This window comes from Gluconobacter sp. Dm-44 (genome assembly GCF_018256175.1).
In the GTDB taxonomy this organism is placed as follows: domain Bacteria; phylum Pseudomonadota; class Alphaproteobacteria; order Acetobacterales; family Acetobacteraceae; genus Gluconobacter; species Gluconobacter cadivus.
Genome location: NZ_JAERLZ010000005.1, coordinates 95,497 through 118,482, shown reverse-complemented (window position 1 = coordinate 118,482; position 22,986 = coordinate 95,497). Strand labels below are relative to the sequence as shown.

The following is a 22,986-nucleotide window of genomic DNA, read 5'->3' as shown; positions in this document are numbered from 1 at the left end:
ATGACAGAAATCTCCCGAATGTCGCTGTTACAGAGTGTGCGGAAATATGTCCTTTTTCCCATATCGGGCATTGCTCTGGCGGCCTGTAGCCCGGGTGCCGGTCTTTCGCCGGTTCCTGTCTACGACCCAGTGCAGTATCGCCTTGGAACCGATGACGAGGTGCGTCTGATAACCTACGGGCAGGATCAGCTGACTTCTGATTTTCGAATCGACAGTGCAGGCGACATTGATATCCCGTTACTCGGGAACGTTCACGCGTCGGGTCTGACGACGGAACAGCTTGGTCAACAGGTTACAGCGGCTCTGCGACAGAAAGCCATTCTCCGGGATGCGAAGATTGCGGTTCAGGTTACGGCCTACCGTTTAATTTCAATAATCGGCGAAGTCGAACATCCGGGGCAATATGCGTATCAGCCGGGCATGACGATGCTTTCCGCTGTCGCTGCGGCTGGTGGGTTCACTTACCGGTCGTGGGAGCGATATGCCTACACAATCCGCCAAGAGGGAAATTATACGGTCGCCGGACTGCTTTATCCCCAGAATTTCGTAAAGCCGGGGGATGTCATCAAGGTATACGAACGGCATTTCTGATGCCGGGCGTCTAGGCTCTTACTGGGTTGTTACTCTCAAGTGGCAACAGCTCAGGAAAAGAGCCAGTAACCGCCAGCGATCCAGATGAATGTTCCCAGAAACGCCGCAAGTCCAATTCCGCTGCCAGCGATGGGCGATGTATCTTCCACCGACGCGGGTTTCGTTGAACGAGTGCAGGCACCTGTCATTGACTGGCGTTCGATGGCAGCAGAATGAGAAAAAAGAGACATGGAATCCATCCGAGTTGCGATCGTACATGAATGGCTTGAAAACTGGGCCGGCTCCGAGCTTGTCATCGAGCAATTAATTAAGTGTTACCCGGATGCAAAAATCTTTGCCGTGGTGGATTTTTTGTCTCCAAAAGACCGGGCGCGGCTCGGTGGCCGTAAAATCCAGACGTCATTCATTCAGAAACTGCCCTTCGCACGTCGCTTTTTCAGGCATTATCTTGGTCTGATGCCGCTTGCTGTGGAGCAGTGGGATCTCAGTGGATTCGATATCGTCATCTCCAGTCATCACGCAGTGGCAAAGGGCGTCATTACAGGCCCTGATCAGTTGCATGTGTCTTATGTGCATTCGCCGATGCGGTATGCGTGGGATTTCCAGAACACCTATCTTCGCCAGAGCGGGTTGAATCGTGGCTTGCGGGGCTTCTATATCCGCTGGCTTTTCCATCGCCTGAGGAACTGGGACGTTCGTGCCGCGGCCGGAGTGGATGCTTTTATCGCCAATTCCAATTATATCGCCCGGCGGATACGAAAGACATGGCGGCGTGAGGCTGCGGTTATTCCGCCTCCCGTTAATCTGGAGCGTTTTTCGGTCGCACAGGTGAAAAAGGACTACTACGTCGTGGTGTCGCGGCTGGTGCCTTACAAGCGGATTGATCTGGTGGTCGAAGCCTTCAGGAACATGCCTGATAAGACACTGATCGTTATTGGCGGTGGTACAGATCTGGAACTTGTTCGGGAAAAGGCCGGAGACGCTCCGAATATCTCGATCAAGGGGCATGTGTCCGATGCCGAACTCCAGTCGACGCTGGGTGGCGCCAAGGCTTTCGTCTATGCGGGCGAAGAAGATTTCGGTATTTCGTTGGTTGAGGCACAGGCAGCAGGAACGCCGGTGATTGCTTATGGCCGCGGGGGAGCCTGCGATATCGTCCAGTCAGGCGTGACAGGTCTTCTTTTTGACACCCAGAGCGCGGAAAGCATCGTCGCAGCTGTTCAGGAGTTCGAAGAGCATGAACAGGATATGACCCCGGAACTGTGTCATCAGAACGCTCTCCGTTTTTCGGAAGAGCTGTTCCGCTCACGCTTCACATCCTTTGTCGAACAGCAATGGCGAGACTTCATGCCATCCCGGCCGAACGACAGGGTCTGATATGCCTCTGACCGCGATGGGGCTAATTTTCTGGCCCCTCAGCTTCATTTTCTTCTTTAGGAAAGATCCGCAGCGTCTGTTGGAATTGACTCTCATAGGAGGCATTTTTCAGGCGGCAGCGGTTCTGGTCATGGGGGGGCTTGGCCTGCAGCCGACAATGGCTCCGGGCATGCTCTTCATTGCGTTCATGGGTCTTCAGTTCATGCTGGGGGTCAAGTTCCCCGCGGTTGGACCGACCCTCAAATTTTGCGTGCCGCTTTTTATCTCGTTTTTCTGGGCGCTCCTTGGTTCCATTCTGCTGCCCCGTCTGTTTGAAGGGGTTGTGCTGGTCTGGCCCCAGAAAATGGACGACGTAGCCGCCCGTGTTCCGCTTGCGCCCACGCGTGGGAACATGACCCAGGATTGTTATCTGGTTTTAGATCTTGTCATGTTTGTCATGACTGTTTTTTTTCTGACCCGGCGTGAGGCTGACCCACGTCGGCTTTACAATGCCTATCTTCTGGGAGCCGCTCTGGCATGTGGGATCGGTTTCTGGGAGATGGCGCACCGTCTGGTCGGAAGCATTCCGTTTCCGAAAGAGCTTTTCTATTCCAATCCAGGCTGGGCCGTGCTCGATGGGCAGATGAGCGGCCCAGTGCCCCGCATCAATGCAACCTTCACCGAACCTTCATCCTGTGCGACATTTCTCACAGGGACGCTTTATTCAACCGTATGGTCCACTCTGAGAGGGTATGGAAACTGGGCGACACGGTTAATGATTTTCATGAGTACCCTGTGTCTGCTGATGACGACGTCGACGACGGGATATGTCGCCATGCTGGCTGGACTGGTCCTGTTGATCGTTTACGCCGTATTAAGTCGTGAGAGGAGATTGTTCCGACGTCTGATGATGTTCATTGCAGGCGGAATAGTGTGCATGGGGGTGACGACATTGGCTCTGACGGCTTTTGCGCCTGATGTCGTAAAAGCGGCATCGGTAGTCATGCTGGAAACCCAGGACAAGAAACAGTCGGCTTCTTATGAGGAGCGGACCGAGAAGGACGCTGATTCGTACCAACTTGCATTTGACACCTATGGCCTTGGGACCGGTTGGGGAAGTGACCGTTCCTCCAGTCTTCTTCCGGGCTTTCTGGCTACGATAGGCGTTGTAGGTGTTCTGATTCTGGTGATCTGGAATGGAAGCCTGTTTCTGAAAATCTATCGCACGATCAAGGCAGCAGCGGGTGAACGATCGCTTGATGCATGGATGATCGAGGCAACATTTACTGCATTGCTCGGGCGAACGGTTGCGACCCTGATTTCAGGCCCCGTTCTGGGGACGATGGATTTTTATGTGATGCTGGCCATGTTGGTGTCATCGTTGATTCGCCTTCAGACCAAAGCGGGAAAGCGGGTGCGTGCCTGACGGTCTCATAAGTCTTATCGGGTTTTTTAGCGACTTCGGAGACGAAAATATCCTGTGGCCGGTGATGGCCCTGACTGGTCTTCTGTTGATCGTGCAGGCGCGGCGGAAAATATTTTTCCAATGGCTGGCTCTGGTGATCGTGGTGTTTGGCGGAATGCTGGTGCTCAAACTAGAGTTTGAAGCATGCGGCCGGCTTCCGGGCCAGAATCTTTACAGCCCGAGCGGGCATACAGCAGGTACGACGTTTGTTTATGGCAGCATGATTGTGCTGTTTGGCAGGCTGTCGATCGCAGGTTTTATGGGGGCTCTGGCGATTGCACTGCTCGCTGGCGCTGCACGTGTCTGGTTGCATGTCCATTCCGTTGCCGAGGTGTGTGTGGGGGGCGCTTTGGGAATGGTGGGCGTTCTGTTGCTGACGTTTGCACGCTATCGGGAAATACAGACATCCTCGAAACAAAAGCAGCCTGATTGGTCTGTTGTAGTGCTTCTTGTGGGCGTTCTGATCGTAGCCTTGTCACTGCATGGTCTGAGGTCTCCAGCGGAAGTATGGCTTGAATATTTTTCTCACCGGTTTGTTGCGCCATTCAGGCACTGTCCTGTAACACTCTCCACAACCTGACCTTATATTTCTTCAAGTCTGGAAAAGTCCCATGAGTAAACTCGGATTCCCGTTATTTCTCCGGCCCGAGGCAAAGCTGCAAAATGCGAAGAGACTGCTGGAGCATGGAAAGGCCAGGCAGGGACTCAGACAGCTTCATACTTTGGCGACGTCAGGAAATGAGGAGGCTCAGTTTGTTCTGGGAGAGCTTTATCTGGCGGATAAAGACGTCCCTATAAACCCCGGAGAAGCCCTGCGCTGGTTTCAGAAAGCCGCAGAACATGGTCACGCCCAAGCGTGCCATAAACTGGCACAGTTGTGTTACATGGGACTGGGCCCAGCATCCGTAGATCGCGCGACAGTTTTTGAAAGAATTCCCGAACAGGGAGCGCCTGACTATGAAGGCGCCTTGCACTGGGCGGAGAAAGCCGTTGACGGCGGAGATCCCGACGGTATGGCGATGATGGCTCATCTCCTGATGCAAGGGCCTGACACTCTGCGCGATCCTGAAAGAGGGCGGGAGCTTTATCGCAGGGCTGCTGAGGCTGGCAATGTGCAGGGTCTTTATGGCTATGGTCTTGATCTGCTTGGAGCCGCGCAAAATGCCGCGGAGCGCGAGCAGGGTCTATCCTGTATCCGCAAGGCAGCGCAGGCTGGTCTTGCGGATGCTGAACTGACTCTCGGAACCGTTTTGGAATATGAGGGCGGAAAAGACGCGCAGGCCTTCGAGCATTTCATGAAAGCTGCTGAAGATGATCGGCCTGCGGCACAGATGAAGGTTGGAATCGCCTATTATCAGGGGCGTGGCGTGGAGCGGGATGTTTCCAAAGCCGAGACGTGGTTGCGCAAAGCCGCACAGGGTGGAGAAGTTGAAGCGATTGCGTTGGTCGGAGATATCAATCTTCAGGGCGATGGTGTGAGTCCCAATTTTCCTGAGGCCCATTCATGGTATCGCAGGGCCGCAGAATCCGGACACGCGGGCGCTGCGGTAACACTGGCCCAGCTGGTCTATAATGGAATGGGATGTGCTGCTGATCCCGCAGAGGCGAAAAGGCTTCTGCATTTCGCAGCATCGCGAGGAAACGCTGCTGCGAAAGAATTGCTGCAACGTTTCGGGTAGGAAAAACTGACAAGGAGGGATGCCTGTCTGGCAGACAGTGTGCCTGTCAAAGCGCGACGCGGTTTTTCCTGAGCTTTGACATGCATAGTCCAACGACCCTGGCTTCTACCGATCCAGGTTTTTTTCCGGTCATAGACCAGAGTGCGAGCAGCGCAAGAACATAAGCCATGAGTCCAGCGCTGCCGAGAATGAAGAGTTTTATAATGCCAGGCCATGAAGCCGGGAGAAGATACCATTTGATACTTTCTATACTGAGCCACGACACGATGCCGGCCAGGCAGGTCCGCCAGTTCTGAAAGAAGACTTCGCCATAAGAGACTTTGATCAGGGTTTTGGTGGTCGAGAGATAGATAAGCATCATGATGAATGCGACGCAGATGCGTCCCCAGCATGCCCCCAGCGCTCCGAAGAAATAGGACGCCCCTGTGACGATAGGGATTTTGAAGGCAAATTCCAGAGAATTAAGGCGCATATAAAGGTGGTTTTTTTTGAAAGCCATGACCAGTGCTGAAATGCCTTCTGCCAATCCTGCAAGGATCGGTGGAATGGCGAGCAGGGAAATATAGGTTATGGATTTTTCCCACTTTGCCCCCAGAATCGTATGGACGATCTCCCCTGAAAGCGCAGACATTTCAATAAAAATAGGGAGAATGATCATGAACACACTGGCGTTCGACAACTGGTAGAGATTTCTGAAGTGATCCATGTTGTCCCGCCGCGCCACAAGGGCAGAAAGCAGGGGACGACTGAGGGGCGCGATAATGGCCTGTGACGGAATCCCCACCAGATCGCTCGCGATCGAAAAGGCTCCCAAGGTTTGCGGAGGAACCATGCGTCCCAGAATAAGGCGGTCATATTGCCAGTTGATGGCGCTGATGATCTGGCCTCCACTGCTCCAGCCAAGAAAATTTCTGAAATCGCTCCATCGCGATAGCGTAAAGCGTGGTCTGTATGGAGAGATCACATAAGAAACGATCATCCCAAAAGCAGTATTTGTAATCGTTGCGGCTGCAACAGCCCAGTAGGAGCGCGTTGTCACGGCCACAATAACCGCAACGGTCATAGAACCAAATTTTCCGAGAAAATCGATGATACATTCGCGCGTAAAATCGAGACGCTTTGTGTAAAGCGTCAGGGTCGGACTCCACATTCCGCGCAGGGCAGGAGCCAGACTAAGCGCCATGAGCAGCGGAAACAGCCGGGAGTCGTGGTATATAATGGAAAATGGGAGGGAAATGACGAAGATAATAATACAAATAATGGTGCCGCGCAGGAAGCTGAGCGTGAATGATGTGTCGAGATGATCTTTGTCTATGGTCTCCAGAACAACGAGCGCCTGAGATAAGGGAAGTTCGAAAATGGCTTCCGTAAGATAAATGACGGACATGGCCAGAGACACGACGCCAAAATCGGCCGGCAGCAGAAGGTGGGTCAGAACAACAAGCGATACAAAATCCAGGAGACGACCTGACAGCTTGGCCCCGAGCAGAAGTGCCGCACCGCGTGCGGCTTTTGCGCCGACGTTCGTAAATGTTTCCTGCTCCGGGATCGGGGCATTTTCCGGTTCGAGGCTATTAGTCACGAGAGTGCGTCAACCCTTCAGCGCTATCATTCTGGTTATGGATGCCTCCAGTCCAGGAGATGTTCAAGTTCTAAGATTATTTCTTTTGAGACGTTTGTTCCATGCCGTGAAAATAAAATTATCATCATTCGTCTTTGCGTTTTGCCGAATTATTTTGGTTTGTCACCCGCCTTTCATGCTGTTGCCTACAAAAACCCTCTCCTAAAATGTTTTGATGTTATTTCGGGAGGGCAGCGCCATGACCTCAAAATCGCCGACGAGGGTGGAAAGACCTGCGCGCGGATGCAGATTACCCAATACAGTCAGACTGGATGGTGGAAGATCAAAGTTCCGATCTGCTCATTCTTTCCAGTGCAGGGCATAGTGCTAGCATATTTGCCTACCAACCCGATTCCCGGTCCATATTAATGGTTTGTTCGGAGCCAAGGCCATCGGCGGCATGGGCGTCTCGTTGAGAGAATGACAATGCTCCGTTGATTTTCCGTATATTTTTCATTGATGCTTAAAAATTAAGCATTTGTTCGAATAGGACAAAATTAATCACATTTTAACTATTGGGAATATCTGCCGAAGATATTTGGCTTTTTTGACGAAAAGTCTGGATTGGATTTTTTTTGTTGAGCCCTTTCTGCTGAAAAAGCCCTCTTAGTTGCGCATATTTCGGCCTTGAGGGCGGTGTTGATAACAAAAAAACTCATTAACGTCTTATTAATGAGAAAAGATTTTTCGGATGTGCGAGTAAGTGCACATTATTCGATCCAAAAGTGCGCTAACTCAATAATTGAGCGCCTTGGGATTGATTGTAATATTTTCGGGACTGCTCCCGATAGTACAGGATAACTGCGACATGGCTTCGACTTATTGGACCGGCGGCACTAGCGGCGATTTTTATAATGTCACGAACTGGTCGACGGGTGAGTCTCCGACCACGTATCATGACGTTTCCATTTTCGGTACGAGCGCTACTGTCACGGCAGAAGCTGTCGCGAGCACGGTCAGTGCAACGCCGGTTCCCAGCCTGACAATCGGTGGATACGGCACACTCGACATCACGGCAACGTCCTGCCAGTCCAGCGAAAGCTCTCCTGTCTTCTCGACCAGTGCTTTCCAGGTGTTCCAGTACGGCACGATCGTGATCGATACGCCGTCTGCAGTTCAGCTTGGCGACATCAACGTCATGAACGGCACCCTTACCATCGAAAACAACCGTAGCAACGTTTTCATGGGCGCGGGTTCTCGTCTGAATGGCGGCGGCACGCTGAATCTGGTTGATTCCACGTTTGGTAGCCAGACAGCCAGCATCAACGTCGAAAATTCGATGCACATTACGCTCTCTGGCAACAGCACGATGTACACGGGTTTTCTGACGACGGGTGTCTCTGTTGCATTCGACTCCAAGTCGAGCGAGCAGTTTTTCCTCAATGGTTCGGACGGAACGGTCGACACCAAGTTCTCGGGTGTTTCTTCCAAAACCCAGTTCGGAATCACAGCCAATACGGGCGAGACCCCGCTTTCGGCATCGTATGTCAAGAATACGGACGGTAGCTACAGCCTCGTTGTGCAGGAAAGCGATAACCACACGCTGACCCTGAACAGTGTCACGATGGCTTCCGGATATACTCCGGGTACCCTCGCGATTACTCAGGATAAGAGCGGTAATTATCTTATTTCTGATACGTCCGCAAACAGTGGCAACTCGGGCAACCATTGTGGTGGGCACGGTGGCCACTGGGGTCATCATGATGGAAACTCGAGCGGTCATTCCGGTTGGAACGGCCACGACGGTCACTCGGGATCGAACGGTCATAATGGCTCCAGCACGGGTTGTGGCGGCCATGGCGCGAGCTGGGGCTGGGGCTGGGGATCGGGTGGCTGTGACTACTCCTCTTCCATCAAGCAGATCATTGCGTCCTGGAGCAATGCTTTCTCGTCCTGCAAGGGTTGGCAGTCGAGCAGCTGTGGCAGCAGCAACTGGTTTGGTGGCAACTCCGCCCAGTCCGGTAGCGGCTGGAGCTCTTCTTTCAACTGGGGCCAGCAGAGCGGTTCACACGGCTGCTTCTCGTCATCGGGACAGTCTTCGTCGCATTCCCAGGCATCTGTGATCCACAACACGTCTCACTGGGGCTGCTAATCGCTCTGGCGATTAGTCTGTTCCGGGATTGAAAAAGAAGCACCTGGAAACGGGTGCTTCTTTTTTTGTTTCCAGTATGAATGTTGGATAATAAACCGTTTCAGGAACAACAAACAGAATGTCTGACAGGACGCACGAGCCCACCGGTTTGAGTAGCTCTTCAGGGGATCATATCCCGTCTCTGCAATCACTGCGGGGAATTGCGTCCATAACCGTATTGTTGCGTCATTATGTGCGTTGCTTTCCTGGAGGCGAAACTTTCTGGCTGGCATACCAGAATATCTTTCTGAATTCGCAAGCGGCTGTTGTCGTATTTTTTGTTCTAAGCGGCTTCGTCCTGTCTCCGTCTCTTTTCAGAAAGTCCATAAGCGTGAGTGGGCTTGCTGGATTTTACGTCCGGCGCTTTTTCCGCATTGTTCCGCTGCTTGCAGTCGTAACGGCTTTATCGCTTATTTATGTAAAATCGTCTTTTTCGACCTGGGACGTGCCATTTACCAATTCCTGGTTTGCCGGGTTGCTTCCGCATGGTGTGCCGTTATCGGCCTCGATCTTGGCCAGATGTTTTGTTGGCATGAACAGTGCTCTTGTTCCCCAGAACTGGACGATCGCCTGCGAATTACTGGTGGCATTGATATTGCCATTCTTGGTCAAAGCCTGCACAGGACGTTTCTGGCTTGCTGCACTGACGTTTGTCACTGCGGCGGTATTATCGTTTATTGCTGCCGATGGTGGCGGGAAAAGTCTTCCTGTAGTTTACGCGGTCGATTTTGTTGTCGGAATTCTGACTTTCAGGATTTTACAGGCTCATGAGAAACGATATTCCGACCTGTTTTTCTATGTGGCGGTGATCGGACTTGTTGGGGCCTGGAAGATAGTGGAGGTGGTGACAGGCCAGGTTGATCCGGCATTCAACGATCCGTTCCGCAGTCTTGTCGAAGCCATTTTTGCTGCTGTCATCATTTATGGCCTTGCGACAAAGAGCCATATGTCCCGGCTTCTTTCGGTGCGGTGGCTGGTTTGGCTTGGAGATATTTCCTTTGGAATATATCTCGTTCATTTCCTAGTTATCGTCATTGTTGCGCGGCTGATGACGTCTTTCCTGCTTCCGTACTCGCTTCCTGTACAGGCCTCCCTGATGCTTGTTCCGGTTCTCGCAATATCCTTGGCAGCGTCGTATTTTGCCTTTCGTTTCATTGAAATCCCATTCAATGACTTTGGAAAAAGCCTTCAACGTCGCGTCAGGACCGCTCTTTCCCGGGGATGACTGATTGAAATCAGGCATCTTCTCCTCCCGTCAGAGGGAGGAGAAGACGTGGTTTTCAGTAGCGTTCGGGAACGAGCATGGTCTCGGGTGTGGGTTCGCGCTCATAATCCGGATGGAATACTCGCTCCGGCAGCACAACTTCTGTGCGGCTGACGGGTTCGTAGGGCACGAGTGACAGGAAATGGGCGATGCAGTTCAGGCGCGCGCGTTTCTTGTCAACGGCGGGAACGACCCACCATGGGGCTTCGGGGATGCTGGAACGTTCCAGCATGACTTCCTTGGCCAGAGTGTAATTTTCCCAACGGCGACGGCTTTCAAGATCCATCGGGCTGAGCTTCCACTGCTTCAGTGGGTCTTCGATCCGGGCGCGGAAGCGTGATTCCTGCTCTTCATCCGTGATCGAAAACCAGAACTTGATGACCCGGATTCCGCTGCGGACCAGCATGCGTTCAAATTCGGGAACGGAGCGGAAGAATTCTTCATAGTCTTCGTCCGTGCAGAACCCCATGACACGCTCAACGCCGGCACGGTTGTACCAACTGCGATCAAAGAGAACGATTTCACCTGCGGCCGGAAGATGGGCCACATAGCGCTGGAAATACCACTGCGTGCGTTCGCGGTCATTTGGCGCCGGAAGGGCGGCGACGCGGCAGATCCGGGGATTCAGACGCTGGGTGATGCGCTTGATTGCGCCCCCTTTGCCCGCAGCGTCCCGGCCTTCAAAGAGGACCACAATCCGCTCGCCACTGGCTTTGACCCAGTCTTGCAGTTTGATAAGTTCGCCCTGAAGGCGAATCAGTTCGCGGAAATAAGTGCGGCGGAATTCACGGTCCGCAGGATCGAGACCTTCACCTTCATTTTCTTCCAGAGAAAGCTCGAATTCTTCATCCAGGTCATCGATGATTTCGTAGCGCATGCGCGCCCGAGCCTGTTCGTCTGGCGAGAGACCGCCGAAATCGTTGTCCTGCGTCATGAATAGATTCCTTTGTCACCGGCTTTACAGGCCGTGAACAGAACCTTACCGGGCAAAGCGGAACCGAAGTTTGAAACTTAATTGAAATCATAAAACCGGTTTTAGAAGGACGTGGTCATGTTCAGACCCAGAACGGCTCCTTGCGATGCGGATGCGGCGCCTTTTACCGGTTCCTGACCGCCCAGATTCCAGAAATACTGAAAATCCGGCTGGAGGGTGACGTAATCGCGGACCGGAACCTGCCATGTCAGCTCGATATGGTTTTCCGGCACCAGAAGTCTGGCCGTGCTATCTGAAAGACGGATGACATCCCGTGCGTTTTCCTTGGCGCGATGGCTGAAAAATCCTGTTCCCCAGCCGATTCCGATCACGTCATTGGGGCGGGAAGGGACAAAGCCCTGAAAGGTCAGTCCGGCCTCCACCTCGGCGGTAAGACGGTTTCGGGTGCCACTGGCCATGGTGGCGCGTACGAAAGTGTTGATGGCCTTGACCGGATCGCCCATTGTTCGCCAGAGCGCCTGATCAAACACGACATAACCCAGCCAGGTTCCGGAATGGTAAAAGGGTGTGCCATTGCTCTCCGGACTCCCCAGAAGGCCACCCTGATTGTCGAAACGCGGGTCCGGAAAGCGGCCTGTATCGTACAGTCCGCCAATTTTCCATGTTCCCGGAAGGGCAGGGGCATCCTTTCCCGAAAGGCTTTGTGCTGCATCGACCCAGAGCTGAGCCTCTCCCATAAAAAGAGTGCCGCCCTTGGTGGAAAAGGTCGTTCCTGACGGGTCGATCCGTGTGGGGCTGAGGGTGCTATAGAAGGGACCTCGGGTTGGATTGTCGTCCGTGATGGCGAGCATGAGGACGAGCGGGTAGGCGGGGGACCATTTGATCCGTGTTCCGACGGCGGAAAACGGCCATGAGGGGCCACCGGAATAGAGATTGCTGGACGTGGAGAGCGGCCAGCCGAAACTGGCATTCAGGAACAGGGACGCGTTCTGGCTGACCAGAAACTCGGTGTCCAGATCGATCGTTCCGACGCGGATATCCAGCCGGTTTCCGAAAAACCCCTGCCCATACCAGAGTTCGAACAGACGCGTCGTCCGGCCTGCGTCATAACCACTGACCGGATTGAGGGAGCCAAGGCGTTCTCCGGCCAGAGACCGTCCCCGGACCTGAATGGCGCTGATATTGAACAGCCCGTCATGCCATCCGAAGGCCCGGCGTGTTTCCAGAAGAAGCGTTGCGGCCGTCATGCCGTCATAGGTCGGACCGGGATGCAGGCCGCCGGAAGCGAGGCCCCAGACTTCCTCGACATCCTGAAGATTGAACCGGATTCCTTTCCGGCCCAGCCATGATCGTGCGCCGCCGACATCTCCAAGGAGTTCGGTGCCCGTATCTTCAGGAGGCAAAACAAAACCCGGTGCCGGAGAGGGCAGGGGAACACCTGATGGTAGCACATCGGTGACGAGCGGCGCTGTTGCCGCCCGTGCGGTTCCGATCAGGAAAAGCAGAGCAAAATATCGGCCCGTCAGCCGCAGAAGCGAAGGAGAATGTCCTTCGGACATGCCGGTATCCCGTCAGATGGAGGCGGACAGGAACAGCGGTGGGAAAACCGGATCTAGTGCTCCCGCAGGGCTGGAGACGTGTGGAGATCGGCAATGACCCGGAACACGGTCTGGCAAGACGGCTCCCCTTCCCTGAGGGCGTGGACTGTCCGGACCATTCACAGGACGGGGCGGGGGAAGTGAAGTGAAGTTATTATGACGTGCCAGAGTTCAGGGCCAGCCGGACAGGACCCTGTCTTTCACGTTCGTGGGCAACGGTACGTAATCCAGAGCCCGCGTTACGTCATCGCCCTGTTTCAGGCCATATCTGAAAAATGTTTTTGTGGCGGCGGCTGCCGTTTTGTCTGTCGGATGGGCAGGCACGAGAACGAAGGTTGCGCTCATGATCGGCCAGGCCTGCGGCGCCGGGGCCTGAAGAAGATTCACGGCGTAATGGTCAGCGTGCGCCCAGTCCGCGCTGGTGGCAGCACTGGTGAACGACGCTTTTTCCGGCGTGACGAACTGTCCGGCATAGTTTTTCAGCCGGACGGTATTGAGCCTGTTCTGACGCGCGAACGCATATTCCACAAAGCCGATGCCTCCGATGGACTGACGCACGCTGGCCGCAACCCCGTCATTGCCCCGCGCTTCCGGGCCATCACCCCACATCCCGGCTTTCCAGTCGGACGCGACGTTATGCAGATAATCCGCGAAAACATGGCTGGTGCCCGAGGCTTCCTCGCGGTGGATGGGAAGCACATCCAGATCCGGCAGGCGCAGGCCGGGGTTCAGGGCCCGGAGACGTGGATCGGCCCATGTTGTGATCGTGCCGTCAAACAGCGCGGCAAGTGTTGGTCCGTCCAGTTTCATCTGGTTCGAAGCAATGCCGGGGACATTGATAATCACCACAATCGCGCCCAGTGCGGTCGGGAACTGATAGAGGCTGTTTGAGTCCAGCAAGGTGGCCGAGAGTGGGAGATCCGAGGCTCCGAAATCCGCACCAGAAGTCATGACGAGCTTTTGTCCCGCACCGGAGCCAACGCTCTGATAGGTCAGAGACAGGCCGGTCTGGCGATGAAAACCTTCGCCCCATCCCCGGTAAAGCGGGGCGGCAAAGCTGGAGCCGCCACCGGTGAGGTCAGCGGAATAGGCCGTCGTGCAGAAAAGGACTCCAAGAACGCCCATCACGCAGCGCGCGGCCCGCTTGCCCCAGTGATACATGCTCAATCACGCTCCGCTTTATGGCCCGGTTTGTCTATCATTACGGACAAGCGCGTGACCATGCCCTTCGCACGATCAGGCGTCGATATCGTCCAGATAATCGGCAGACGGAACAAAGAACAGCGAGCCCGTGACGGGGCGGCTGTAGTCCAGCAGACGGTCGTAATTTCCTGCCGGTTTGCCGACGAACATGTTGTGCAGCATTTCCTCCGTGACGGACGGGGAGCGGGCATAGCCGATGAAATAGGTGCCGAACTCGCCCTTGCCCGCCTCGCCGAACGGCATGTTGTCGCGCAGGATATCGACCTGTTTTCCATTGCGCGTCACAACGTTCAGGGCGTTATGGGCGTAGGCGGGCTTTGTTTTGTCATCGAGTTCGACATTGGACAGCTTTTTGCGGCCGATGATTTTTTCCTGCATCTCGACGGGCAGGGTGTTCCAGGCGTCGAGATCGTGGAAATATTTCTGCGTGATGACGTAGCTTCCGCCCTTGAAAGCCGCGTCTTCGTCGCCGATGATGGCGGCCTCGCAGGCTGCGGAATTTTCAGGGTTTTCCGTGCCGTCCACGAAGCCAATCAGGTCCCGGTCGTCGAAATATTTGAAGCCGTGAACCTCATCCACAACCGTGCAGACGGCACGCAGGCGCTCCATGACCAGCTTGGCCATTTCGAAGCACATGTCCATGCGGGTGGCGCGGATATGGAACAGCATGTCACCGGGTGTGGAGACGGCGTGATGGACGCCTTTGATTTCCTGAAACGGATGCAGTTCCTGTGGACGCGGGCCGGGAAAGAGTCGGTCCCACGCCGTTGATCCGAACCCCAGAACGCAGGAAAGCTGCCCGTTCAGATCCCGGAAGCCGACTGTGCGGCGCAGGCCGGAAAGATCCGCGCAGAGGCTGCGGATGGTCTTTTCCGCATCCGTGCCGGGATTGATGTTCAGGACAAGGAAAATGGCGGCGCGCGTCAGGGGGGCGGCAACGGGCTGGGGCGTAGCGTCGGACATCGGAACAGTCTTTCCATCAGCGTGGCAATCTATGTCTGGCTGTTGATAGCGCGCGTCCTGTCAAACGAACAGGTTATGAAAACGGCCGATCCCCGTTTTGAAATACGGACTGCGTGCAGTAGTGTCTGGCCACAAACGAAAAAAGGTCATCATGGACAGCAATCTGAAATGCCCGGTCTGCGGGTGCGAACATGTTTATCCGGACGGCGCGTTGTGGATGTGCCCGGAATGTGCGCATGAGTGGAACCCGGCCGAGACGGGAGCGGAAAATGACGCGGCGTCCGGCGAGATCCGTGACGCCAACGGCAATGTTCTGGCGGATGGCGATACGGTTACGGTCATCAAGGATCTGAAGATCAAAGGCTCGTCCATGGTCGTCAAGGGCGGGACCAAGGTGAAGAACATCCGCCTGTCAGACGGCGGAGACGGGCACGATATTGCGTGCAAGATCGCCGGGATCGGGGCGATGAACCTGAAATCCGAGTTCGTCAGGAAGGCCTGACGGACAGCGCCGGGCCGTCCAGAATATCGTGGGCGGCTTTCAGCGCCGTATGCAGTTCCGGGTAGATATTCCCTGCCCCGAGGGCAGGTGTGATGTGATGGCGGTCCATGTCTGAGCGCAGATAGACGCTCACCCGCCCGAAAAGCAGTGTAATTCCGCGCTCCTGGAGTTGCGCGATCAGGTCCCGCAGGTCGGCAGCGGCGGAATAGTCGATATCCGTGACGGGGCTTGCATCAAGGACAACACAGCGAACCGGGTGTGGCGCGTGGTCCACCAGAGCCAGAAGGTCCTGCCGAAAGCGCGTCGAGTTGGCGTAGAACAGATCCGCGCAGAACCTGAAGACGATGAGGCCCGGAACCGTTTCCAGCCCGTTCTTCGCGGGCAGGGCTTCCAGAATTCCTGTGCCTGCGGCCTGTTGCAGGACCACCGTATGCGGCTCGTAGCTGTGCCGGACATGGCGAAACAGCGAGAGCGCGATGGCGAGGAAAATGCCTTCCTCAACACCAACTCCTACGACAACGGCAGCGGTCGTCATGGCCAGCCAGAACTCGCCCGGACTTTCCTGCCGGATCGCGCGCAGGCTTTTCAGGTCGATCATCCCGATGGCGACGGTAAAAACGATCCCGGCCAGAACGCAGCGGGGCAGGGCCTCCAGCAGGCGTGTCAGGAACAGCAGGACTATGAGCGTCACGCAGGCAAACGTCACCTGTGCGATCTGACTGCGTGCACCGGAACGCACGGCCATCGCGGTCTGGGTGGGGCTGCCATTGACGGTGAAGGTGCCGCTCAGACCGGCGGCAATATTTGCGGCGGACAGCCCCAGAAGGTCGCGGTTCTCATCGACGGTTTCATGAAACCGCTCCCCGAAGACCCGGGACGTGGCAGCACTCTGCGTGATGATGACGAACACGCAGGACGCCGCCACGGGCAGGAGGGCCAAAAGTTCGTTCCATGAGACATCCGGCAGACCGAAATGCGGCAACCCGCCTGCGACACGGCTAAGGATGGGAACGCCATGATGCGGAAGGTTCAGCCCCATGCTCAGGGCGATGCTGCCGATAACGACACAAAGCCCGGCTGGCAGATGCGGGGCGAGGCGCTGTCCGGTCATGAGAACCCCGACCGTAAAAGCGGAAAGCCCGGCGACCATAAGGCTGGCCTGCGGGATCTGCCGAAGCGTGTCATACGCCTGAAGCAGCGGGTTATGCGCGCTGACAGACACGCCGAGCATGTCGTGTAGCATCGCGATGCAGACCTGCACGCCCACACCCGCCAGAAACCCGGTGAGAACGGTGCGGGACAGGAAATCTGCCAGAAATCCCAGCCGAAAGACCCGCGCCACAAGCAGGAGAGCCGCGCAGAGCAGCGCTGTCATGCTGACGAGCGTCATGTAATGCGGACTTCCCGTCGGCGCCATTTTGCCGATGGCACTTGAGAAAATAGCCGCCGTTGCGGAATCGGCCGCCACGACCAAATGCCGGGAGGACCCAAAGGCTGCGAACGCTACAAGCGGCAGCAGAACCGTATAAAGCCCTGTAACGGCGGGCATGGCCGCGATGCGCGTATAGCCTAGCACCTGCGGAATATTCACCGACGCCAGCGAGAGCCCCGCGATAATATCCGTCCATTTCCGGCGGGAGGCTGTGGGTTGGGGCTGTGCTGACATGAGACGTGTTTTAGGCCTGTGGTCCGGATCTGTCTCCACAATGTTCCGGGGGAGGTTGGGTCCGGCTCGAAAATGGCTCATGATCTGCCAGATCAAAGATGGATCTTTCGTCCATGCAGCCAGAAGGAACAGGATCATGACCCAGAGAGTAGCGCTCGTGACAGGTGGATCACGCGGCATCGGTGCGGCCATCGCGCTGAAGCTGGCGCAGGATGGCTTCGATATCGCCATTACTTACGCCCGCAATGAAAAGGCCGCGCAGAAAGTCGTTTCCGAAGTCGAAGCCCTCGGGCGTCGTGCTGTTGCGGTGCAGGCTGATGGTGGCAGCGCGGACGGCAATATTGCAGCGATTACGAAGACGCATGAGGCGTTCGGGCGTCTGGACACGCTGGTGTGCAATGCAGGCATCTATCCCTACGGCCCGATTGCCCAGATGAGCGTGACGCAGATCGAGGATGTCCTGAACCTCAACCTACGCGCGGCGATGATCGAGACGGTTGAAGCCCTCAAATACATGACGACGGGTGGTCGCCTGATCTATATCGGCTCGGCTTTTGGCGAGCGCGCACCATTTCAGGGGATTTCGCTTTACGCCGCGACGAAGGCTGGTCTGATCGGTTTTGCAAAGGGCGTGGCGCGGGATCTCGGACCGCAGGGCATTACGGCGAATGTCGTCGAGCCCGGCCCGATCGCAACCGATCTCAACCCCGAAGACGGTCAGGGTGCCGCTGTCATCCGCAGCTTCACGGCCACGGAATCCTACGGCAAGGTTAACGACATTGCCCGCACGGTGTCCTTCCTCGCCAGCCCCGATGCCTCTTACATCACTGGTGCATCCATTCTGGTGGATGGCGGCCTCGTCGCCTGAGACCGGAGACAGATTCCATGTCCGTCACGATCTACGGAATCCCCAACTGCGATACGATGCGCAAGGCTCGCGCATGGCTGGCCGAGCACGGTGTTGCGGCTACCTTCCATGATTATCGCAAAGACGGAGTTCCGCAGGCGCGGCTGGAAGGCTGGGTTGCGAAACTGGGTTGGGAAAAGCTCCTGAACCGCTCGGGAACGACGTTTCGCAAACTGCCGCCCGAGCTTCGGGAGGCTCTGGATACGGACCGGGCGCTGGCGCTCATGCTGGAACATCCCGCCATGATCCGGCGTCCTGTGCTGGAGGGGCCGGATGTGCTGCTGGTCGGGTTCCGACCCGATGACTACGCAAAGGCTTTGTCCGGTCCTAGTGATCCAGACCAAGCGCCTTGATTTTGCGGTGCAGTGTGGCGCGGCTCACGCCTAAAAGACGTGCGGCCGCGCTCACATTTCCACGGACCGTCCCAAGGGCGGAGCGGATCACCTGTGCCTCCGCCCGCCGGAAATTCGGCTCTTCCTGACTGTCGAGCAGAGGCAGGAGCGCCGGAAGGCCAGACAGTTCGCCTTTCGGCCAGTTCATATGCTGGCGGCTGGCATGGGTGGCCCCACGGATATGCCCGTCCCGATCCAGGGCCACCAGCATGGCTGAAGATGATGTCGACGGCCCGAGAGTCAGGATCATGTCCTCCCGGAAACGGTCGTGAAACAGTTTCTCTTCTACGCGCCGGGCCGTTGTCTGGAGCGCATCCATCAGAAGCGGTGCAGCAGGCAGCACGTTCTCGGCCACAAAAGAACTGATGTCGATGGCCCCGGCGAGATCCCCAATAGAATTATAGACCGGCACGGCCATCCCGGTCAGCTTGCGGAAACACAGGCGCCAGTGCTGGTCGTGAACGACCATGACCGGGCGTTCCTCGCGCAGGCAGGTCCCGATCGCGTTGGTCCCGGCATTGGCTTCATCCCAGACCGCACCTGCCTGAAAACGCCACCGTCGGCAGCCGCTCAGATTGCTGCGCTGCGTGTGACGGGAGAGGACGATGCCGGTAGGGTCGGCCAGCATGACCGTAAAGTCCAGCGGATCCACGAGCGTATGCAGCCGTTGCATTTCCGGAAGAGCGCTCTGGATCAGCCGCTGCGTACGGCCGCTGACAAAGCGCAGTTCGGGCTGGCTGAGCACCTGTGTTTCCCAGCGTTCGGACGGGTCAAGATTGTAGTTCGTGGAGCATCTCGCCCAGGAATCCGACAGGCATGTCCGGGCAGCGGCAGCGGTCATCGCGCACCCCTCAGGGCAGGATAAGGCACCCGGTGCCGAAAACCTGTCGCAGTTCTGCGACAGGTGCGGCGCAGACAGTCACAATCGGGTGAGGGTGGAACCATACGGGATAGCCTGCGGCGGAGACATTCAGGAATGACGGGTTCTGGAAAAGGCGAAGCGTTGCGTATCGGGTGTGTTTCTTCGCAGGCCATCGGTAACGCAATACTCCTTTCTTTTCCGGTTCAGTGCTGTGGGTCGGAAGGGACACAGGCATGAAAGCCGGAGCTTTTGCAAGCGCCGGTCATTGCCGCTCCTGACGTACGAACAGAGCTGTCCCGTCCGTCACAGCCATGACGGAACGCCAACGGTAACGCGTTCCGCCGATGATCAGGAAAGACAAATCATTTCAGAGAGAATGGTTTTCGTTTTTCGCAAGAACGAGGTGTCATGTCTGCTTCACTCCAGAGGGTAATGTCTCCATTAACCTCTATCCTGCTCGCAGTTGTCGGGCTTTTCCTGCTGGGAGGGGGAGGATATCTCCTCGTTCTCGGTGGTTCGTGGTTCTACGCCCTGATGGGCCTTGTGATGCTTGCCGCCGCTGGTGTCAGCTTCCGCAATCCGCTGCTGGGTGCGCGTCTGTATGCTGCACTCCTGCTGGTGGCGACCATCTGGTCCGTGTTCGAAGTCGGGTTCGACATCTGGGGTCTGGAAGTCCGTCTCTTCACGCTCGTGGGTATCGCAGCCTGGATGCTGCTGCCATGGGTGTGGCGGACTGGTCAGACCTGGGTTTCGGACAAACGCGAGCTGCTCGGTTCGGCCGTGATCGCAATGATTGCGATTATCGCAAGCTGCTTCACGTCCTACTCCATCAACGGCACGCTCCCGGCTGACCGTATGGCCGCGACCAATCAGTCCGACCTGACGGCCAAGGATACGCCCGACGCCGACTGGCCGGCCTATGGCCGTACGGTGGGTGGAGACCGCTACAGCCCGCTGGCCCAGATCACGCCTGCGAATGTCAGCAACCTCAAGCGCGCCTGGGTGACCCGTACGGGTGACGTTCAGAAGGCCGACGAAGGCGTTGTTGCAGGGCCCGATCAGGGCCACGAGTTCAACCTTGAAGTCACCCCCATCAAGGTCGATGACACGCTCTATCTCTGCACGCCACATAACTGGGTCATGGCGCTCGATGCAAAGACCGGCAAGGTGAAGTGGAAGTTCGATCCCAAGCCTGCTGCAGAGGATCTGGCTGCGAACGTTTATCTGGCCTGCCGTGGCGTATCTTACTACAAGGCGCCGGACGACTATACGGCTCCTGACGGCTCCAAGGCCTGCCAGAAGCGCATTTTCTCCCCGGTTGGCGACGTGCGCCTGCTGGCTGTAGATGCTGAAACCGGCAAGCCCTGCGAAGATTTCGGTGAACACGGCTTCATTTCCCTGCGCCAGTATCTCGGTCATGTGCCGCATGGCTTCCACTTCGTGACGTCTCCGCCGCTGGTGGTGAAGGATCGCGTGGTTCTGGGCGGCTGGATTTTCGACAATCAGGCGAATTTCGAGCCCTCCGGCGCAATCCGTGCGTTCAACCCGATCAACGGCGAGATCGAATGGGCGTGGGATGCCGGTCATAACCCGGAAAACTGGAAACCCGGCCCGAACGACGAGCTGACGCGTGACACCCCGAACGCATGGGGCGTTTACACAGCCGATCCGGAACTGGGTCTTCTGTACCTGCCGATGGGCAACTCGCCGCCGGACAACTGGGGTGGCTCGCGCCGTCCGTTCGACGACGCGACCTCCAGCGCCACGATTGCCCTCGATATCGAGACGGGTGAACGCCGGTGGACCTTCCAGACCGTGCATCACGATCTGTGGGACATGGATCTGGCCATCGGACCGTCTATGGTCGATCTGCCCGGCCCGAATGGTGAAAACATTCCTGCTCTGATCCAGAGCACGAAGCGCGGTGAGTTCTTCGTTCTGGACCGTCGCACCGGCAAGCCGGTTCCGGGCTATCCGGTCGAGGAACGTCCGGTTCCGACAACAGGTGTCGCATCGGACGATCACGTGACGCCGACGCAGCCTTTCGCTGTCGGTCTGCCGTCCCTGACGCCGCCGGACCTGAAGGAAAGCGACATGTGGGGCGCGACGCTGCTGGATCAGATGATCTGCCGCATCCAGTTCCGCCAGTCCGCTTACGAAGGTCAGTTCACGCCGCCGCATGTCGGCAAGACGACGATCGTCTATCCGGCATTCTATGGCGTGGTGGACTGGCAGGGCGCATCCATCGATCCGCAGCGTAAACTGCTGATCGCCAATGCGAGCTATCTGCCGTTCCGGATCCGTCTGGAAAAGCGTCAGAAGGCCGAAAACGCCGGTATTCTGCCGAAGTGGAATGGTCAGGGCGACAAACCGGAAGCCAAGGGCGATGCGCTGAGCGTTTCTCCCGACTACGGCACGCCCTACATCGCTTATACCAGCCCGTGGCTGAACCCGCTTCAGATCCCCTGCAAGGGACCGGTCTGGGGTACGATCACCGCCATCGATCTGGTGACGAAGAAAATCGTCTGGCAGCATCCCGTTGGCACCACGCGCGACACGGGTCCTTTCCGGACGCATAACAACCTTCCGCTTCCGACCGGCATGTACAACATCGGCGGCAGCGTCCTGACCAAGGGCGGCGTGTCCTTCATGGGAGCGACGGCCGACGATTACCTGCGAGGTTTCGACATGTCGAACGGCAAGGTCATCTGGCAGGACCGTCTGCCTGCTGGTGGACAGGCAACACCGATGTCCTATCAAATTGATGGGAAGCAGTATGTTGTGATCGCCGCAGGTGGTCATGGGGGCCTTGGCACCCGCAGCGGTGATTATATCATCGCCTATAGCCTGAATGGAGACCAGAGCGCCGCCGCGCACTGAGCCTCCGCTTACGGACGGAGCGTGTCCCCCTGAGGACACGCTCCACACTCCCGCTCAATCTCTATGGAAATTCACGTCATGCGTCGCAAATTCACGCTCGGAGTGCGTCTTGGTGCCCTGACCGCCTGGTTGCCTGCTGTTGCTCTTGTTCCGGGTTTTGCCGCTCATGGCGCGGATATTCCCTTGGCCATCATCGGCCCGCACGAATACGACCTGCCGGTGGATTTCAAGCCATTCAACGTCGTCGTGCAGTACGGCGACGGAAATGCTGCCGGTTCAGTTTATGACAGCGGCGGCCAGCGCCGGGCGCATGGCGGCAGCCATACCTGGAGCGGTATGACGAAATATGTGCATTTCCGCAGTTTCGACGCGATCCCGCATGTCAGCTTTGCCTTCGAGCTGATCCAGTCCGAGGCCTATACTTTGGCCAACGGGCAGAACTGGGGAGGTCTGGGGACGACGATCGTTGGCCCTGCAGCATGGTTCAAGCCCAATAAACACAGTACGCTCGGCATCCAGACCTTTATGGAAACCCCGTCAGGGACGCGGGATTCCATGGCGATGCATTACTGGGCGAACCTGTCGAGCATCATCTTCGACTACGAATGGAAGCATTTCAGCTTCGATGGCGATCTGGGCAGCGTCGTGAGTTCGACCAAACACCGTAACGGCGAGCACAGCTATTCGCCCGGCAACGTGTTTTACACAAACCTGCGTTTCAGCTGGAAAGCCACGTCACGTTTCGAGCCGTTCTTTTCGCTCGACTGGCAGAACAGCGGCGGCATGCACGACAACACATCCAATCTCTGGGTCGCCAATTCGAGCAGCCGCGAAACGGCGCTGGGCGTCGGTGCGATGTTTTACATCACCAAACGCCTGTCGTTCACGCCCCGTTACTCCCATTCGGTAGAGGGTCGGAACGTGCCGGAAACGAACGCCTATTACATGAAGATCGCCTATCTTTTCTGACCG

21 protein-coding genes are annotated in these 22,986 nt (G+C 56.6%); 13 read left to right on the top strand and 8 right to left on the bottom strand.

Annotated elements, in window-relative coordinates; genetic code table 11:
* Nucleotides 1-591 carry a polysaccharide biosynthesis/export family protein gene (locus tag JK213_RS08090; protein WP_228125508.1) on the top strand — a complete coding sequence of 197 codons (591 nt, stop codon included), beginning with the start codon at nucleotides 1-3 and terminating at the stop codon, nucleotides 589-591.
* A gap of 50 nt (nucleotides 592-641) precedes the next feature.
* Here the strand turns inward: JK213_RS08090 and JK213_RS08085 are convergent, their stop codons facing one another.
* The gene (locus JK213_RS08085) at nucleotides 642-821 is read right to left on the bottom strand and encodes a hypothetical protein (RefSeq protein ID WP_194262501.1); all 180 of its coding nucleotides are present in this window, start codon (nucleotides 819-821) and stop codon (nucleotides 642-644) included.
* Between JK213_RS08085 and JK213_RS08080 the strand changes: the two genes are divergently transcribed.
* The 4 genes from JK213_RS08080 to JK213_RS08065 all read left to right on the top strand — a co-directional run bounded on the left by JK213_RS08080 (nucleotide 820) and on the right by JK213_RS08065 (nucleotide 5,091).
* The gene (locus tag JK213_RS08080; RefSeq protein ID WP_194262502.1) at nucleotides 820-1,968 is read left to right on the top strand and encodes a glycosyltransferase; all 1,149 of its coding nucleotides are present in this window, start codon (nucleotides 820-822) and stop codon (nucleotides 1,966-1,968) included. The two genes, JK213_RS08085 and JK213_RS08080, sit on opposite strands and share 2 nt — an antisense overlap.
* An 85-nt stretch (nucleotides 1,969-2,053) precedes the next feature.
* Nucleotides 2,054-3,373 (top strand): O-antigen ligase family protein, encoded by a 1,320-nt coding sequence (locus JK213_RS08075; RefSeq protein WP_194262503.1) that lies wholly within the window; start codon nucleotides 2,054-2,056, stop codon nucleotides 3,371-3,373.
* Nucleotides 3,366-3,992 carry a phosphatase PAP2 family protein gene (locus JK213_RS08070; protein WP_194262504.1) on the top strand — a complete coding sequence of 209 codons (627 nt, stop codon included), beginning with the start codon at nucleotides 3,366-3,368 and terminating at the stop codon, nucleotides 3,990-3,992. Before JK213_RS08075 ends, JK213_RS08070 begins: the two co-directional genes overlap by 8 nt.
* Before the next feature lie 31 nt (nucleotides 3,993-4,023).
* A complete protein-coding gene (locus tag JK213_RS08065) occupies nucleotides 4,024-5,091 on the top strand; it encodes a tetratricopeptide repeat protein (RefSeq protein ID WP_194262505.1) in 1,068 nt (355 codons plus the stop codon).
* Nucleotides 5,092-5,137: 46 nt separating this feature from the next.
* Here the strand turns inward: JK213_RS08065 and JK213_RS16120 are convergent, their stop codons facing one another.
* Nucleotides 5,138-6,673, bottom strand: a complete 1,536-nt coding sequence (locus JK213_RS16120; RefSeq protein WP_194262506.1) for an oligosaccharide flippase family protein — start codon at nucleotides 6,671-6,673, stop codon at nucleotides 5,138-5,140.
* An 847-nt stretch (nucleotides 6,674-7,520) separates the two neighbouring features.
* Between JK213_RS16120 and JK213_RS08055 the strand changes: the two genes are divergently transcribed.
* Both JK213_RS08055 and JK213_RS08050 read left to right on the top strand, forming a co-directional pair.
* The gene (locus tag JK213_RS08055; protein WP_194262507.1) at nucleotides 7,521-8,804 is read left to right on the top strand and encodes a hypothetical protein; all 1,284 of its coding nucleotides are present in this window, start codon (nucleotides 7,521-7,523) and stop codon (nucleotides 8,802-8,804) included.
* A gap of 118 nt (nucleotides 8,805-8,922) precedes the next feature.
* Nucleotides 8,923-10,068 carry an acyltransferase gene (locus JK213_RS08050; protein ID WP_194262508.1) on the top strand — a complete coding sequence of 382 codons (1,146 nt, stop codon included), beginning with the start codon at nucleotides 8,923-8,925 and terminating at the stop codon, nucleotides 10,066-10,068.
* Between the two features lie 55 nt (nucleotides 10,069-10,123).
* Here the strand turns inward: JK213_RS08050 and ppk2 are convergent, their stop codons facing one another.
* Nucleotides 10,124-11,041: a polyphosphate kinase 2 gene (gene ppk2 / locus JK213_RS08045; protein WP_099287011.1), complete on the bottom strand. Its 918-nt coding sequence runs from the start codon at nucleotides 11,039-11,041 to the stop codon at nucleotides 10,124-10,126.
* 101 nt (nucleotides 11,042-11,142) lie between these two features.
* Nucleotides 11,143-12,600: a carbohydrate porin gene (locus JK213_RS08040; protein ID WP_249200472.1), complete on the bottom strand. Its 1,458-nt coding sequence runs from the start codon at nucleotides 12,598-12,600 to the stop codon at nucleotides 11,143-11,145.
* A 38-nt stretch (nucleotides 12,601-12,638) separates the two neighbouring features.
* Between JK213_RS08040 and JK213_RS08035 the strand changes: the two genes are divergently transcribed.
* Entirely contained in the window at nucleotides 12,639-12,788 is a 150-nt protein-coding gene (locus JK213_RS08035) for a hypothetical protein (protein ID WP_211571341.1), read from the top strand.
* A gap of 22 nt (nucleotides 12,789-12,810) precedes the next feature.
* Here the strand turns inward: JK213_RS08035 and pstS are convergent, their stop codons facing one another.
* Both pstS and JK213_RS08025 read right to left on the bottom strand, forming a co-directional pair.
* Nucleotides 12,811-13,800, bottom strand: coding sequence for a phosphate ABC transporter substrate-binding protein PstS (gene pstS / locus JK213_RS08030; RefSeq protein WP_249200485.1), 990 nt, complete (start codon nucleotides 13,798-13,800; stop codon nucleotides 12,811-12,813).
* Nucleotides 13,801-13,875: 75 nt separating this feature from the next.
* Nucleotides 13,876-14,805, bottom strand: a complete 930-nt coding sequence (locus JK213_RS08025; protein WP_211571340.1) for a Dyp-type peroxidase — start codon at nucleotides 14,803-14,805, stop codon at nucleotides 13,876-13,878.
* 151 nt (nucleotides 14,806-14,956) lie between these two features.
* Here JK213_RS08025 and JK213_RS08020 point away from each other — a divergent pair, with 151 nt between their 5' ends.
* On the top strand, nucleotides 14,957-15,307 hold the full coding sequence (locus JK213_RS08020; RefSeq protein ID WP_194268180.1) for a zinc ribbon domain-containing protein YjdM: 351 nt from the start codon (nucleotides 14,957-14,959) through the stop codon (nucleotides 15,305-15,307).
* On the opposite strand, the gene JK213_RS08015 is transcribed toward JK213_RS08020, so the two are convergent.
* Nucleotides 15,294-16,973, bottom strand: a complete 1,680-nt coding sequence (locus JK213_RS08015; protein WP_211571339.1) for a SulP family inorganic anion transporter — start codon at nucleotides 16,971-16,973, stop codon at nucleotides 15,294-15,296. The two genes, JK213_RS08020 and JK213_RS08015, sit on opposite strands and share 14 nt — an antisense overlap.
* Nucleotides 16,974-17,109: 136 nt before the next feature.
* Here JK213_RS08015 and JK213_RS08010 point away from each other — a divergent pair, with 136 nt between their 5' ends.
* Both JK213_RS08010 and JK213_RS08005 read left to right on the top strand, forming a co-directional pair.
* Nucleotides 17,110-17,841 carry an SDR family NAD(P)-dependent oxidoreductase gene (locus tag JK213_RS08010; protein ID WP_211571338.1) on the top strand — a complete coding sequence of 244 codons (732 nt, stop codon included), beginning with the start codon at nucleotides 17,110-17,112 and terminating at the stop codon, nucleotides 17,839-17,841.
* 17 nt (nucleotides 17,842-17,858) lie between these two features.
* Nucleotides 17,859-18,233: an ArsC family reductase gene (locus tag JK213_RS08005; RefSeq protein WP_211571337.1), complete on the top strand. Its 375-nt coding sequence runs from the start codon at nucleotides 17,859-17,861 to the stop codon at nucleotides 18,231-18,233.
* Here the strand turns inward: JK213_RS08005 and JK213_RS08000 are convergent.
* Complete coding sequence (locus JK213_RS08000; RefSeq protein WP_194262514.1) at nucleotides 18,208-19,113, bottom strand: helix-turn-helix domain-containing protein; 906 nt, start codon at nucleotides 19,111-19,113, stop codon at nucleotides 18,208-18,210. The genes JK213_RS08005 and JK213_RS08000 overlap by 26 nt on opposite strands.
* A 429-nt stretch (nucleotides 19,114-19,542) precedes the next feature.
* On the opposite strand from JK213_RS08000, the gene JK213_RS07995 reads away from it, so the two are divergent.
* Together JK213_RS07995 and JK213_RS07990 are read left to right on the top strand one after the other, a co-directional pair.
* Nucleotides 19,543-22,014 (top strand): membrane-bound PQQ-dependent dehydrogenase, glucose/quinate/shikimate family, encoded by a 2,472-nt coding sequence (locus JK213_RS07995; protein WP_194262515.1) that lies wholly within the window; start codon nucleotides 19,543-19,545, stop codon nucleotides 22,012-22,014.
* Nucleotides 22,015-22,092: 78 nt separating this feature from the next.
* Nucleotides 22,093-22,983, top strand: a complete 891-nt coding sequence (locus tag JK213_RS07990; protein ID WP_194262516.1) for a transporter — start codon at nucleotides 22,093-22,095, stop codon at nucleotides 22,981-22,983.
* Nucleotides 22,984-22,986: the final 3 nt, after the last annotated feature.

What these genes read in the sequence shown, in the direction of transcription:
- JK213_RS08090 (WP_228125508.1), top strand. Translation starts at nt 1, where the DNA reads ATGACAGAAATCTCCCGAATGTCGCTGTTACAGAGTGTGCGGAAATAT.
- JK213_RS08080 (WP_194262502.1), top strand. Translation starts at nt 820, where the DNA reads ATGGAATCCATCCGAGTTGCGATCGTACATGAATGGCTTGAAAACTGG.
- JK213_RS08085 (WP_194262501.1), bottom strand. Translation starts at nt 821, where the DNA reads ATGTCTCTTTTTTCTCATTCTGCTGCCATCGAACGCCAGTCAATGACA.
- JK213_RS08065 (WP_194262505.1), top strand. Translation starts at nt 4,024, where the DNA reads ATGAGTAAACTCGGATTCCCGTTATTTCTCCGGCCCGAGGCAAAGCTG.
- JK213_RS08055 (WP_194262507.1), top strand. Translation starts at nt 7,521, where the DNA reads ATGGCTTCGACTTATTGGACCGGCGGCACTAGCGGCGATTTTTATAAT.
- JK213_RS08050 (WP_194262508.1), top strand. Translation starts at nt 8,923, where the DNA reads ATGTCTGACAGGACGCACGAGCCCACCGGTTTGAGTAGCTCTTCAGGG.
- ppk2 (WP_099287011.1), bottom strand. Translation starts at nt 11,041, where the DNA reads ATGACGCAGGACAACGATTTCGGCGGTCTCTCGCCAGACGAACAGGCT.
- JK213_RS08040 (WP_249200472.1), bottom strand. Translation starts at nt 12,600, where the DNA reads ATGTCCGAAGGACATTCTCCTTCGCTTCTGCGGCTGACGGGCCGATAT.
- pstS (WP_249200485.1), bottom strand. Translation starts at nt 13,800, where the DNA reads ATGTATCACTGGGGCAAGCGGGCCGCGCGCTGCGTGATGGGCGTTCTT.
- JK213_RS08025 (WP_211571340.1), bottom strand. Translation starts at nt 14,805, where the DNA reads ATGTCCGACGCTACGCCCCAGCCCGTTGCCGCCCCCCTGACGCGCGCC.
- JK213_RS08020 (WP_194268180.1), top strand. Translation starts at nt 14,957, where the DNA reads ATGGACAGCAATCTGAAATGCCCGGTCTGCGGGTGCGAACATGTTTAT.
- JK213_RS08015 (WP_211571339.1), bottom strand. Translation starts at nt 16,973, where the DNA reads ATGTCAGCACAGCCCCAACCCACAGCCTCCCGCCGGAAATGGACGGAT.
- JK213_RS08010 (WP_211571338.1), top strand. Translation starts at nt 17,110, where the DNA reads ATGACCCAGAGAGTAGCGCTCGTGACAGGTGGATCACGCGGCATCGGT.
- JK213_RS08005 (WP_211571337.1), top strand. Translation starts at nt 17,859, where the DNA reads ATGTCCGTCACGATCTACGGAATCCCCAACTGCGATACGATGCGCAAG.
- JK213_RS08000 (WP_194262514.1), bottom strand. Translation starts at nt 19,113, where the DNA reads ATGACCGCTGCCGCTGCCCGGACATGCCTGTCGGATTCCTGGGCGAGA.
- JK213_RS07995 (WP_194262515.1), top strand. Translation starts at nt 19,543, where the DNA reads ATGTCTGCTTCACTCCAGAGGGTAATGTCTCCATTAACCTCTATCCTG.
- JK213_RS07990 (WP_194262516.1), top strand. Translation starts at nt 22,093, where the DNA reads ATGCGTCGCAAATTCACGCTCGGAGTGCGTCTTGGTGCCCTGACCGCC.